Annotated in this window: 11 protein-coding genes; 4 read left to right on the top strand and 7 right to left on the bottom strand. The window is 67.2% G+C overall.

Annotation, left to right across the window (positions count from 1 at the left end; all coding sequences use genetic code 11):
• Positions 1 to 48: 48 nt before the first annotated feature.
• From lspA to ACSQ86_RS06565, 3 genes are all read right to left on the bottom strand, one after another.
• Complete coding sequence (gene lspA / locus ACSQ86_RS06555) at positions 49 to 549, bottom strand: signal peptidase II (protein WP_170855667.1); 501 nt, start codon at positions 547 to 549, stop codon at positions 49 to 51.
• Positions 549 to 3,386, bottom strand: a complete 2,838-nt coding sequence (gene ileS, locus ACSQ86_RS06560) for an isoleucine--tRNA ligase (RefSeq protein ID WP_436303060.1) — start codon at positions 3,384 to 3,386, stop codon at positions 549 to 551. The genes lspA and ileS overlap by 1 nt, the downstream gene beginning before the upstream one ends.
• Before the next feature lie 115 nt (positions 3,387 to 3,501).
• Complete coding sequence (locus tag ACSQ86_RS06565) at positions 3,502 to 4,539, bottom strand: bifunctional riboflavin kinase/FAD synthetase (protein ID WP_436303062.1); 1,038 nt, start codon at positions 4,537 to 4,539, stop codon at positions 3,502 to 3,504.
• A gap of 165 nt (positions 4,540 to 4,704) precedes the next feature.
• On the opposite strand from ACSQ86_RS06565, the gene ACSQ86_RS06570 reads away from it, so the two are divergent.
• Complete coding sequence (locus ACSQ86_RS06570) at positions 4,705 to 5,262, top strand: HNH endonuclease (RefSeq protein ID WP_436303063.1); 558 nt, start codon at positions 4,705 to 4,707, stop codon at positions 5,260 to 5,262.
• Positions 5,263 to 5,283: 21 nt separating this feature from the next.
• Here the strand turns inward: ACSQ86_RS06570 and ACSQ86_RS06575 are convergent, their stop codons facing one another.
• From ACSQ86_RS06575 to ACSQ86_RS06585, 3 genes are all read right to left on the bottom strand, one after another.
• Positions 5,284 to 6,663: an alpha/beta fold hydrolase gene (locus ACSQ86_RS06575; protein WP_436303064.1), complete on the bottom strand. Its 1,380-nt coding sequence runs from the start codon at positions 6,661 to 6,663 to the stop codon at positions 5,284 to 5,286.
• Positions 6,664 to 6,747: 84 nt separating this feature from the next.
• Complete coding sequence (locus ACSQ86_RS06580; protein ID WP_436303065.1) at positions 6,748 to 7,863, bottom strand: acyl-CoA dehydrogenase family protein; 1,116 nt, start codon at positions 7,861 to 7,863, stop codon at positions 6,748 to 6,750.
• Positions 7,864 to 7,887: 24 nt separating this feature from the next.
• On the bottom strand, positions 7,888 to 9,069 hold the full coding sequence (locus ACSQ86_RS06585; protein ID WP_093108938.1) for an acyl-CoA dehydrogenase family protein: 1,182 nt from the start codon (positions 9,067 to 9,069) through the stop codon (positions 7,888 to 7,890).
• Positions 9,070 to 9,212: 143 nt separating this feature from the next.
• On the opposite strand from ACSQ86_RS06585, the gene purN reads away from it, so the two are divergent.
• Positions 9,213 to 9,797, top strand: a complete 585-nt coding sequence (gene purN / locus ACSQ86_RS06590; RefSeq protein ID WP_436308633.1) for a phosphoribosylglycinamide formyltransferase — start codon at positions 9,213 to 9,215, stop codon at positions 9,795 to 9,797.
• Positions 9,798 to 9,831: 34 nt separating this feature from the next.
• Positions 9,832 to 10,170, top strand: coding sequence for an I78 family peptidase inhibitor (locus ACSQ86_RS06595; RefSeq protein WP_436303067.1), 339 nt, complete (start codon positions 9,832 to 9,834; stop codon positions 10,168 to 10,170).
• Positions 10,171 to 10,189: 19 nt separating this feature from the next.
• On the opposite strand, the gene ACSQ86_RS06600 is transcribed toward ACSQ86_RS06595, so the two are convergent.
• Entirely contained in the window at positions 10,190 to 10,426 is a 237-nt protein-coding gene (locus ACSQ86_RS06600; RefSeq protein WP_436303068.1) for a DUF1653 domain-containing protein, read from the bottom strand.
• Positions 10,427 to 10,461: 35 nt separating this feature from the next.
• Between ACSQ86_RS06600 and ACSQ86_RS06605 the strand changes: the two genes are divergently transcribed.
• On the top strand, positions 10,462 to 12,318 hold the full coding sequence (locus ACSQ86_RS06605; protein ID WP_436303069.1) for a M48 family metalloprotease: 1,857 nt from the start codon (positions 10,462 to 10,464) through the stop codon (positions 12,316 to 12,318).
• The last annotated feature ends 10 nt before the right edge of the window (positions 12,319 to 12,328 follow it).

Below are 12,328 nucleotides of genomic sequence, written 5' to 3' on the forward strand. Positions count from 1 at the left end.
GACAACGGGTGGCCAAGGGCAAACCCTTGGCGACTCAGGAAAGGTGGTTCAGCGCCCGCGCCGGACGCGCCGCAGTTCGTCGAGGATCAAACAGATCGCCCCGATGGTGATCGCGCTGTCCGCCACGTTGAAGGCCGGGAAATGCCGGCCCGCGAGATGGAAGTCGAGGAAGTCGACCACGTAGCCGTGCATCAGGCGGTCGATCACGTTGCCGATCGCACCGCCGAGGATCGCGGCCATGGCGAAGGAGAACAGTTTCTGCCCGGCATGCGACTTGAGCATCCAGACGATGAAGATGGCCGCAGCCACGCCGACGGCCGTGAAGAACCAGCGCTGCCAGCCTGCCGCATCCGCGAGGAAGGAGAAGGCGGCGCCGGTGTTGTGGGCGCGCACGATGTTGAAGAAGCTCGTGATGTAGGTGGCATCGCCGAGCTTGTAGTAGCCGAGGATCAGCGTCTTGGTGAACTGGTCGAGGATCAGGATCACCAGGGCCAAGCCGAGCCAGGGCCAGATGCCGGTGCGCGGCGCGGCGAGGGAGCGGGTGGCCATCAGGCGATGCTCCTGGCTTCGCCGGCACCGTAGAGGTTGCTGGTGCAGCGGCCGCAGATGGCCGGATGCGCTGGGTCGTGCCCGACGTCATCGCGCCAGTGCCAGCAGCGTTCGCATTTGGTGGCCGAACTCGCCGTCACCTGCGCCGACAGGTTGTCGCCGGCCGCCAGCTCGACGGCGGAGGTGATGAAGACGAACTTGAGGTCGTCGCCGAGCGAGGCCAGCAGCGCGTGGTCCTCGGCCGGCGCGACGAGCTTCACGTTGGCCTGCAGCGAGGAGCCGACCTGGCCGGCCGCGCGCACGGTTTCGATTTCCTTGTTGACGCTGTCGCGGATCTCGCGGATGCGGCTCCACTTGGCGAGCAGCGCCTCGTCGGGCGTGCCCAGGTCGCTGAAGACCTGGGTGAAGATCGACTCGCCGTTGCCGACGAACTTCCACGCCTCTTCGGCAGTGAAGCTCAGGAAGGGCGCCATCCAGCGCAGCATCGCCTGCGTGATGTGCCACAGCGCCGTCTGCGCGCTGCGCCGCGCGTGCGAGCCGGGCGCGGTGGTGTAGAGGCGGTCCTTCAGGATGTCGAGGTAGAAGGCGCCAAGGTCTTCCGAGCAATACACCTGCAGCTTGGCCACCACCGGGTGGAACTCGTAGACCTTGTAGTGCGCGAGCACCTCGGCCTGGAACTGCGCGGCGCGGCTCAAGGCATAGCGGTCGATCTCGAGCAGCTCGCCCCGCGGCACCGCGTCCTTCGCGATGTCGAAGTCGCTGGTGTTGGCGAGCAGGAAGCGCAGCGTGTTGCGGATGCGCCGGTAGGCGTCGACCACGCGCGCAAGGATCTTGTCGTCGCCCGCGATGTCGCCCGAATAGTCGCTGGCCGCGACCCAGAGCCGGATGATCTCGGCGCCGAGCTTCTTGTTGACTTCCTGCGGGTCGAGGCCGTTGCCGAGCGACTTGCTCATCTTGCGGCCCTGGCTGTCGATGGTGAAGCCGTGCGTCAGCAGGCCCTTGTAGGGCGCGCGACCTTCGAGTGCGCAGGCGATCAAGAGCGACGAATGGAACCAGCCGCGGTGCTGGTCGTGGCCTTCGAGGTAGAGGTCGGCTTCCGGGCCGGTCTGGTGGTGGACGTTCGGGTGCGTGCCGCGCAGCACGTGGAAGAAGGTCGAACCCGAGTCGAACCAGACCTCGAGGATGTCGGTGCTCTTGGTGTAGTGGGGCGCGTCGGCGGCGCCAAGGATCTCTTCGACCGTCACGCGGCTCCAGGCCTCGATGCCGCCTTTCTCGACGATGTCGGCCGCCTGATCGAGGATCTCCATCGTGCGCGGATGCAGCTCGCCCGAGTCCTTGTGCAGGAAGAAGGGGATCGGCACGCCCCAGCTGCGCTGGCGGCTGATGCACCAGTCGGGCCGGTTGGCGATCATGTCGTGCAGGCGGGCCTTGCCGTTCTCCGGATAGAAGCTGGTCTCTTCGATCGCATCCAGTGCCATCTGGCGCAGGGTCTTGGGCGCCTTGTCCTTGGTGAACACGCCTTCGCCTTCGTCCATGCGGACGAACCACTGGGCCGCCGCGCGGTAGATCACTGGCGTCTTGTGGCGCCAGCAGTGCGGGTAGCTGTGGGTGATGGTCTCGGTCGTGAGCAGGCGGTTGGCATCGCGCAGCGTCTGGATGATGTGCGGCACGGCCTTCCAGATGTTCTGGCCGCCGAAGAGCGGGAAGTCGGGCGCGTAGCTGCCGTTGCCCTGCACCGGGTTCAGGATGTCGTCGTAGGCGACGCCGTGCGCGATGCAGGAGTTGAAGTCGTCCACGCCGTAGGCCGGCGAGGAGTGGACGATGCCGGTGCCGTCGTCGGCCGTCGCGTAGTCGGCCAGGTAGACCGGCGACAGGCGGCGGTAGCCGGCATCGACGTCGTAGAGCGGATGCTCGAACTCGAGGCCGCCGAGCTTCTCGCCCTTGGCGGTGGCCAGCACCTTGCCGTCGAGCGCATAGCGGTTCATGCACATCTCGACCAGCGAAGCGGCCAGCACCAGCAGGCCGCGCTCGGTATCGACCAGCGCGTAGTCGAGCTCGGGGTTCAGGTTGAGGGCCTGGTTGGCGGGGATGGTCCAGGCAGTGGTGGTCCAGATGACGACGAAGGCGTCCTTGGCGAGCGCCGGCAGGCCGAAGGCGGCTGCGAGCCTGGCCGGCTCGTGCGCCTTGAAGGCGACGTCGAGCGTCTGGCTCTTCTTGTCGGCGTATTCGATCTCGAACTCGGCCAGCGAAGAGCCGCAGTCGAAGCACCAATAGACCGGCTTGAGCCCGCGGTAGACGAAGCCGCGCTCGATCACGCGCTTGAAGGCGCGCAGCTCGCCGGCCTCGTTGGCGAAGTCCATGGTCTTGTAGGGATGGTCCCATTCGCCCAGCACGCCCAGGCGCTGGAAGTCGCCCATCTGCTGCGCGATCTGCTCGGTCGCGTAGGCGCGGCTCTTGGCCTGCATCTCGTCGCGGCTCAGGTTGCGGCCGTACTTCTTTTCGATCGCGTTCTCGATCGGCAGGCCGTGGCAGTCCCAGCCGGGCACGTAGAGCGCGTCGTAGCCCTCGAGCTGGCGCGCCTTGGTGATCATGTCCTTCAGGATCTTGTTGACGGCGTGGCCCATGTGGATCTGGCCGTTGGCGTACGGCGGGCCGTCGTGCAGGATGAACTTGGGCGCGCCGTGGCGCGCGTCGCGCAGGCGGTGGTAGCGGCCTTCGTCGTTCCACTCTTTCACCCAGCCCGGTTCGCGCTTGGGCAGGTCGCCGCGCATCGGGAAGGGGGTGTCGGGCAGGTTCAGCGTGGCGCGGTAGTCGATGGAGGGTGCAACGTCAGACATGATGGAGTTCGAAACAGGGCTTCGACAGGCTCAGCCCGAACGGTTAGGCGTCGGCGCGAATAAAAAGCCGTTCGCCCTGAGCTTGTCGAAGGGCGGCAGCACGGTGCGTGCAGGGCTAAATTCGGTCGCGCGTGGTCTGGCGATGGGTTTCGGCGTGGGTGGAAGCAAAGAACGCACGTGCGTCGCGGCCATCCTTCGCGATGCCCGCCGTGAGCGCCTCGAGGCTGGTGTAGCGCAATTCGTCGTGCAATTTGTGCAGCAGTTCCACGCGCACGATTTTACCGTAGGCCCCTTCCGCGCCGAGGTGGGCCGGCCAATCGAGGCAATGGGTCTCCAAGAGCACCCGGCCGGCGTTGACATCGTTGGCGTCGAGCGAGGGACGCACGCCGAGGTTGGCGACGCCATGCAGTGGTGCATCGCCGAGACCGTGCACCAGCACCGCGAAGATGCCGCTGGCGGCCGGCTTCCAGTGCTTGAAGCGCAGGTTGAGGGTGCGGAAGCCGTCGTCGCGGCCGGGCTCCGAGGCGCCCAGCGCGCGGCCGAGCTTGCGGCCGTGCACCACATGGCCGGAGATCGCATAGGGCCGGCCGAGCAGGGCCTGCACGTCACTCATCCGGCCTTCGGCCAGCGCCTCGCGCACGGCAGAACTCGAGACGCGCAGGCCGTGCACTTCGTAGCTCATCATCCGCGCCACGTCGAAGCCATGCCGGTCGCCGGCCTGGTCGAGCATCGCGTAGTCGCCGGCGCGCTTGGCGCCGAAACGGAAGTCGTCGCCGACCAGCACGTAGCGCACGCCCAGGCCCTCGATCAGCACGTGCTGGATGAATTCGTCGGGGGTCTGCGAGGCGAGGCGGGCGTCGAAAGGCAGCACGATGGTCTGTGCCACGCCGCTGGCTGCCAGCTCGCTGAGCTTGTCGCGCAGCGTGCCGATGCGCGCCGGCGCCAGTTCGGGGCGCTTGTTGACGGCGGCGAAGTAGTCGCGCGGATGCGGCTCGAAGGTCAGCACGCAGCTGGGCAGCCCGCGCAGGCGCGCCTCGGTGTTGAGCAGCCCCAGCATGGCCTGGTGGCCACGGTGCACGCCGTCGAAATTGCCAATGGTCAGGGCGCAGGCCGGAGCCACACCCGGATGCCTGAAACCCCGGAAAACCTGCATCGGTTGATATCTTTTTGATAGCGCTTTGCGCCCGCCGAATGGGCCCATTCGGGGCTTTTTGTCACAAAGCCGGTATATTGTGACGCAGTGCGTCATCCGCAAGCCCTCCGGCAGGCGTGATGGCCTGGTCTTTCCGTGGTTCTTCTTTTGTCGAGGAGGCGTGTGGTGAAGGTCTTGAAGTTGTCGGCCCAAGGGCTGCCCCAATCGTGGATTTCGCTCGAACAGGCGGTGATCCACTACGCGGCGGACGAAGTGCGCTGGGAAGTCGGCGCGCAGGTCGCGCTGTTCCGCGGGGGCCACAACGCGATCACGGGCGAGCAGTCGCAGATCGCGGTCAACAGCATCATCGGCACCAAGGGCGTGCCGCGCATCAACCCCTTCACGCAGCGCCCCGGCCTCACCAACAGCAAGCTGTTCGCACGCGACCGCAACGTCTGCGCCTATTGCGGCGGCCACTTCCACGAGGAAGAACTCACGCGCGAGCACATCATCCCGTTCGCGCAGAGCGGCATCGACACCTGGATGAACGTGGTCACGGCCTGCAAGCCCTGCAACCACCGCAAGAGCAGCCGCACGCCCGAGCAGGCCAACATGCCGCTGCTCTACGCGCCTTACGTGCCCAGCCTGTGGGAAGACTTCATCCTGCGCAACCGCCGCATCCTGGCCGACCAGATGGAGTTCCTGATGGCGCACTTGCCGCACAGCTCGCGGCTGCACGGCTAGCGCCGGGCCGATCTCGATCCGCTAGTAGGTCAGCTCGAGCACGCTGACATCGCCCTGTGCCGCCGGCCAGTTCTGGCCGGCCACGCGTTCGCCATTGAACTCGGCCACGACGCTGCGCAGCGCATCACTTGAAAGCTTGAGCTTCGAGCTCGACACGCCCGCGCCCTGCGGCGGCACCCCGGGCAGCGTGGCTTGGCCGTCGAAGCGCATGGCGTCGCGCTGGGCATCGAAATAGCCGCGCGGCCGCGTGAAGACGACCAGCGCCTTGGCGTCGCGATCGGCTTCGGCGATGCGCTCGGGCCGCAACTGCACCACGGCGCTCGAACGCGGGAAGGGACTGCGGTAGATGTGCGTGGTGGCATAGCCCGGCGCGCTCAGTACGAATTCGTAGGCCGTGGCCGATTGCGCGTTGAAGGGGCCCCAGCGGCCGTCCTGCGCGATGGTCTGCTCCCACGCGGCTGCGCCGCGGCGTGCGCCGGTCGCGGTATCGACCGCGAAGACCGCGAGCCGGGCGCCGGCGAGCGGCAGGTTGTTGACGAAGGTGCCGCTCGCGGGATGGAGCGGATCGAGCCCCAGGCCCGTGACCTTGCCCGACAGCGTGATCGTCGATTCGGCCACCGGCTGGAGCGTGCGCGGGGCCTCGCCGGTCAGGAAGCGCCAGCCCGCATCGAAGGCGGCCGGCGAGAACGAAGTTTCGCGATGGTCGACGCGCGGCAGCGCCACGTTGGTCGCGCCTTTGAGCGCCGGACCGTCGAAGCCGATGTTCGTGGGCGTGCCCTTGGCGCCGATCCACACGCCGTCGGGCTGTGCGTACTTGTCGTTGTTGTCGGAGCGCACGGTCAGCCACTTCACGCCCGGCGTGACCTCGTCGCCGGCCCCGTTCTTCGGTGCGTTGAGCCGCTGCATGAAGGGGCTCAGGCCGGAGAACTCGTTGCCCTCGCGCAGCCCCTTGACGGCCCAGATGCCGTGCGCCGGGTTGCCGCCCAGTACCACGTGGCTCACGACCTGGTCGCCACCGCCGTTCTGCACGTAGTTGCGGATCGTGTTGCCGCCGCGCGAGTTGCCGATCAGGACGACCTTGCTGGCGCCCGTGGTCTTCAGCACGCGCTCGACCTCCGCTTTCAGGAAGGCCATCGACTCGGCGGTCGAACTGCGCCCCGGCTGCGCCACCGCATCGTCGTCGCGCGCCAGCGGAAAGGGCTGGTCGACCGTGAAGAGCCGTTCGCGCGGCCAGCCGTTCGATTCGAAGCGCCACAGCGTCGTCTGCCACAGTGCGGCGGAGTCGCCGTTGCCGTGCATGAACACGATCGGCGGCCGCTCGCTGGAAAGAGGCGCGGTGTTGCAGGCGGCGAGCATGGTCGTGGCGAGGCAGAGGGCGATCAGATGACGGCGAGTGTGCATGGGCAGGCTCCAATACAAAAAAGCGCCCGCGAGCGCAGGGCTGGCGGGCGTGGTGCTATCGGAAAAAGATAGCAGTTCCGTGTGTCAGGCGAAGACGCCGGCTGTGTCCTGCATGCGCGACGATACCTCGCCCAGGTGGTGCAGCGCATCGCCGAAGCTCATCTCCAGCTGCGTCAGCTTCCTGAAGTAGTGGCTCCCGATGTACTCGTCGGTCACGCCGATGCCGCCGTGCAGTTGCACCGACTGCTGGCTGATGAAGCGCATCGACACGCCCAGCTGGTACTTGGCGCGCGCGGCGCCCTGGCGGCGCTCGGCGGCCGGGGCATTGAGTTTCAGGGTTGCGTAGTAGCTCATGGAGCGCGCGAGTTCGAGCTGCATCTTCATGTCGGCCACGCGGTGGCGCAGGGCCTGGAAGCTCGCGATCGCCACGCCGAATTGCTTGCGCGTGTTCATGTACTCGACCGTGAGGGCGAGCGTCTTGTCCATTACGCCCACGGCTTCGGCGCAGGCCGCGGCGATGCCGATGTCGACCGCGTGTTCGAGTGCGGGCAGGCCATCCTTCGTGATGAGGGTAGCGGCGGCCTTGTCGAACACGACTTCGGCGGCGCGGCTGCCGTCCTGCGTGCCGTAGCCGCGTGCGGCCACGCCGTCTTCGGAACGCGGGACGAGAAAGAGCGCGATCCTGCCGTCCAACTGCGCGGGGACGATGAAGGCATCGGCCTCGTCGCCGGCCGGCACCACGCTCTTGCTGCCGTTCAGGCGATAGCCATCGCCGTCCTTGACCGCGCTGGCCTCGCAGACGTCGAGCCGATAGCGCGCCTTGCGTTCCTGGTGTGCGAGCACGACCAGGGCCTGTCCGCCTGCGATGCGCGGCAGCCAGCTGTCCTTGGTGTCCTCGTCGGCATGCGCTGCGAGCACGGCACCGGCGATGAAGGACTGGGCGAGCGGCTCCAGCACGATGCCGCGGCCCAGCTCCTCCATCACGACCATGCCTTCGACCGGCCCCATGCCGAGGCCGCCCTCGTCTTCGGGAATGTAGAGACCGCCCAGGCCCAGTTCGGCCAGCTCGTCCCAGGCTTCGCGCGAGAAGCCGCCGGCGGCCTCGATGCCGCGGCGGCGCTCGAAGCCGTAGCCTTTTTCGACCCACTTGGCGACGGCGTCGCGAAGCTGTTGCTGGTCATCGCTGAAATTGAAGTCCATTGTCTTGATCCTTGATGCCTGCGTTCAGCCCAGAACGGTCTGGGCGACGATGTTGCGTTGCACCTCGTTGCTGCCGCCGTAGATGGTGGTCTTGCGCATGTTGAAGTAGGTCGTCGCGAGCGGCGCCACTTCGGCGTGGCCGCCGGGGAAGTCGCCTTGCCAGCCGGCTGCCATGGCTTCGCGGATCAGCGGTAGCGCGAAGGGGCCCGCCGCCAGCATCATGAGTTCGGAATAGCGCTGCTGGATCTCGCTGCCCTTGATCTTGAGCAGGCCCGCGATGTCGAGCGAGTTCTTGCCCGAGGTGGCGGCCGAGAGCACGCGCAGCACCAGCATCTCCAAAGCGATCACGTCGACCTCGAGCTTGGCGATCTCGTCGCGGAAGCGCTGGTCTTCCCAAACGCCCTCGCGTTTGGCAATGCGCTTCAGGCGCTCCAGCTCGCGCTTGGCGCGGTTCGCATCGGCGATGTTGGTGCGTTCGTGCGAGAGCAGATGCTTGGCGTAGGTCCAGCCCTTGTTTTCTTCGCCGATCAGGTTCTCGGCCGGCACTTCGACGTTGTCGAACCAGACTTCGTTGACCTCATGGCTGCCGTCGAGCAGCTTGATCGGTCGCACCGTGACGCCGGGTGACTTCATGTCGATGAGGAGGAAGCTGATGCCGGTCTGCGGCTTGCCCTCGTTGCTGGTGCGCACCAGGCAGAAGATCCATTCGCCGTACTGGCCGAGCGTGGTCCAGGTCTTCTGGCCATTGACGATGTACTTGTCACCCTTTCGTTCGGCCTTGGTCTTCACCGAAGCGAGGTCCGAACCCGAGCCGGGTTCGCTGTAGCCCTGGCTCCACCAGACCTCGCCGCTCGCGATGCCGGGCAGGAAGCGCTTCTGCTGCTCGGCATTGCCGAAGGCCTGGATCACCGGTGCCACCATGACCGGACCGAAGGGGACGATGCGCGGCGCGCCGGCCAGCGCGGTTTCTTCCTCGAACAGGTGCTTCTGGATCGCGCTCCAGCCGGGGCCGCCGAATTCGGTCGGCCAGCCGTAGCCCAGCCAGCCCTTCTTGCCGAGGATCTTGGCCCAGCGCTGCAAGTCTTCGCGCGTGAGTTCCAGTGCGTTGTGCACCTTGTGGGAGATGTCTTGGGGAAGGTTGTCTTTGACCCAGGCGCGAATCTCTTCGCGGAACTTCTGTTCTTCGGGCGTGAAGCTCAAATCCATGCTTGCCTCGCTGTGTTGATCGAGCGCCGCGGAGGCGGCGCGTCCGTCGGACCGATTGGTTTTAGCACGGTCGTGCTAGTTCGCGGTGTCCGCGCCGCGACAAATGGGATCGGTGGAAACGAGCACAGATAATCCCGCCTCCCATGAAGAACATCGTGATCCTGATCTCCGGCAGCGGCTCCAACATGGCGGCCATCGTGCATGCCGCCGCGCGTGAGCGCTGGGCGCAGCGCTTCGGTGCGCGCGTCGCAGCGGTCATCAGCAACAAGGCGGGGGCGCCGGGTCTCGCTTTGGCGCAGGCGCAAGGCATCGCGACCGCGGTGATCCCGCACCAGGACTTCGCCACTCGCGAGGCCTTCGATGCGGCGTTGGCCGATGCCGTCGATGCGCATGCGCCGGCGCTGGTGGTGCTTGCGGGATTCATGCGCATCCTCACGCCGGGCTTCGTGGCCCGCTATGAAGGGCGGCTGATCAACATCCATCCTTCGCTGCTGCCGGCCTTTCCGGGGCTGCATACTCACCGCCGCGCGATCGAGGCGGGCTGCCGGGTGGCAGGCGTGACGGTGCACCAGGTGACGGTCGAGCTCGACCATGGGCCGATCCTCGCGCAGGCGGTGGTACCGGTCCTGCCGGACGACACGCCCGAGACGCTTTCAGCCCGTGTGCTGGCGCAGGAACATAGGGTTTACCCGCAGGCCATTGCGGACTGGCTCTATGAAACAAAATGACACAATCTGGTTTTCCCCGCTCGGAGAATCGTTTGTGAGAAGCCGTCACCTGTTGCTGTCCGCGCTGGCTGCCGCCGCGCTGTTGTCCGGCTGCGCCACTCCTGCACCTGCGCCCGCTCCGGCGCCAGCGCCCGCACCGGTGGCTGCCACCCCGGCGCCCGCGCCGCAAGCGCAATGCAACGCCGACGGCGCCAAGTTCGCGATCGGCCAACCCGCCTCGGCGCAGCTCGAGGCCGCGGCCCGCGTCCGCGCCGGCGCTGAGAGTGTGCGCATCCTCACGCCCAACCAGGCGGTCACGATGGAATTCAACGCGGTCCGGCTCAACCTCGTCGTCGATGCGCGCAACCGCGTGACGGCGGTGCGCTGCGGCTGAAGGTCGTTCTGGCCTTCCTCTAGCCGAGCTGGACGAAACGCAACTGTGGCAAGCCGTCGATCTCCACGGTCTCGCCGAACATCGCCGCCGGGCGTACCCACAGCCCGCGCGCGCCGTAGAGCGCTCGATACAGCGTCATCGGCTCCAGCGTCTCGCTGTGGCGCACGGTGCCGAGCACTTCGTATTCGCCGCCCTTGTAATGCCGGTAGCGGCCGGGCGGTGTTTCGATCAGGGGCGGAAGGTCGTCGTCGGTCACGCTGGGCATTGTCCTCAAGGGATTGAAAGGTCGAGATGGATCGAGCCGATTTTGTTCATCTGGTCCGATTGAGCGAGCATGCCAGCGCGGACGACAGCAACGGCTACCGGCGCGGCGTCGCTGCTTTCGCCGCACTGGGCTATCTGTGGGTGATTGCATGCCTGGCGCTCGCGGTCGGCATCATCGCCTGGGTCGTTGCGTCGATGGGGCAGGGGCGCTTCAATTTCACGCGCGGCTGGCTTCTGCTCTTCGCGCTGGGCCTGCTGTGGGCCACGCTGCGTGCGCTGTGGGTGCGCTTCGACGAGCCCGAGGGCGTGCAGCTTGCGCGCGAGGATGCGCCGGCGCTTTTCGAGGCACTCGACCGCATCCGACAGAAGATCGATGGCCCGCCGGTCCATCAGGTCTACCTCGACAGCGAGTTCAACGCCAGCATCCGCCAGCTGCCGCGCTTCGGTCTCTTCGGGGGTGCCGTCAACTACCTGAGCGTCGGATTGCCGCTCCTGATGGCGCTGGACAAGCGGCGCCTGCTGTCGGTGCTGGCGCACGAGTACGGCCACCTGCGCGGGAACCACGGCAAGCTGAGCGCCTGGATCTACCGCACGCGCTTGTCCTGGCTCAAGCTCGATGCCAGCCTGCAGAACGACGAGGGCGTGATGGCGCTGGCCTCGCAGGCCTTTTTTCGCTGGTACTTCCCGCGCTTCGCTGCCAAGACCTTTGCGCTGGCGCGGCAGGACGAGTACGAAGCCGACCGTGTCTCGGCCCGCCTGCTCGGGCCCGGCGTGGCCGGTGCGGCATTGACCGAGATCGCCGTCAAGAGCACCTGGTATGCGGATGCCTTCTGGGCCGGGCACTGGGCGCGCGCTGCCCAGGAGCCGTTGCCGGCCGGGCCCTTCTACGCGATGGAAGCCCAGCTCTGCGCGCCCGTCGCTCCCGATCTGGCGCGCGAGGCGCTGCGCAGCGCGCTGCGGCGCGTGAGCGATGTCGACGACACCCATCCGGTGCTGCGCGACCGGCTCGAAGCGCTCGATGAGAAGGCCGCGCTGCCGGTCTGGTCGGCGAAGTCGGCGCTCGAATTGCTGGCCGACAAGGCGAAATGGATCGCGTACTTCGACGGGGAATGGCGCCGCACGCATGCGAGCGACTGGAAGCAGCATCACGCCTACCTCGCACGCGTGCGGGAACGCGTCGCCGCGCTGGCCGGCAGCGCCGGACGCAACAACGCCGACGAGATGGTCGAGTGGGCCGATTGCGAGCGCCGTATCAATGCAGTCGCCGATGTGCGCGGCCGCTACGAACGCGCGTTGCAGATCACTGCGGACCACCCGGGCGCGCTGCGCGGCCTGGCGCAGACGCTCCCGCCCAAGGATCGCGCTGCGCGCCTTGCCGTGCTGGAGCGGCTCCACGCGTCGAGCACCGCGAGCCGCTGGTGGGCCGCCAAGACCGCCGTCGCGCTGCTCGAGGATCCCGATGCCGGGCCGCACGACGAGCCTGCGCTCAAACTGTGGCGCGAGCGGGCCAAGGCGGCCGAGGCGGCCGAGCAGCGCGCCTGGGAGGAGATCACCAGTACGCCCTTCTTCAGCCAGATCGCGCGCCATGACCTGAGCGAGTTCGAGCTCGGCGAGTTGAGAGCCGACCTGGTCCGTTGCAGCCCGATCTCGCGGGCCTGGCTGGTACGCAAAAACTTGCGCGAATTCCCATGGCGCCGCGCCTACGTCGTATTCGTCGAACTGCCGGGGCTGCCCGACGAGGAGCGCTGGAACCTGTGCCGCCAGCTCGAGCAGACCTTGAGCCTGCCCGGCGCCGCGCTGGTGCTGTGGGCCGGGCATTCGCCCACCCTCGCGGAAATCGAGCGTCAGGCCTTCGGGCCGGTCTGGACGCGCACGGCCGGCTGAGACAATGGGG

This window comes from Variovorax sp. LjRoot130 (assembly GCF_964253755.1).
In the GTDB taxonomy this organism is placed as follows: Bacteria; Pseudomonadota; Gammaproteobacteria; order Burkholderiales; family Burkholderiaceae_C; genus Variovorax.

Bases quoted from the DNA above. Each gene is read 5' to 3' on its own strand.
- lspA (WP_170855667.1), bottom strand. From the start codon at position 549: ATGGCCACCCGCTCCCTCGCCGCGCCGCGCACCGGCATCTGGCCCTGG.
- ileS (WP_436303060.1), bottom strand. From the start codon at position 3,386: ATGTCTGACGTTGCACCCTCCATCGACTACCGCGCCACGCTGAACCTG.
- ACSQ86_RS06565 (WP_436303062.1), bottom strand. From the start codon at position 4,539: ATGCAGGTTTTCCGGGGTTTCAGGCATCCGGGTGTGGCTCCGGCCTGC.
- ACSQ86_RS06575 (WP_436303064.1), bottom strand. From the start codon at position 6,663: ATGCACACTCGCCGTCATCTGATCGCCCTCTGCCTCGCCACGACCATG.
- ACSQ86_RS06580 (WP_436303065.1), bottom strand. From the start codon at position 7,863: ATGGACTTCAATTTCAGCGATGACCAGCAACAGCTTCGCGACGCCGTC.
- ACSQ86_RS06585 (WP_093108938.1), bottom strand. From the start codon at position 9,069: ATGGATTTGAGCTTCACGCCCGAAGAACAGAAGTTCCGCGAAGAGATT.
- purN (WP_436308633.1), top strand. From the start codon at position 9,213: ATGAAGAACATCGTGATCCTGATCTCCGGCAGCGGCTCCAACATGGCG.
- ACSQ86_RS06605 (WP_436303069.1), top strand. From the start codon at position 10,462: ATGGATCGAGCCGATTTTGTTCATCTGGTCCGATTGAGCGAGCATGCC.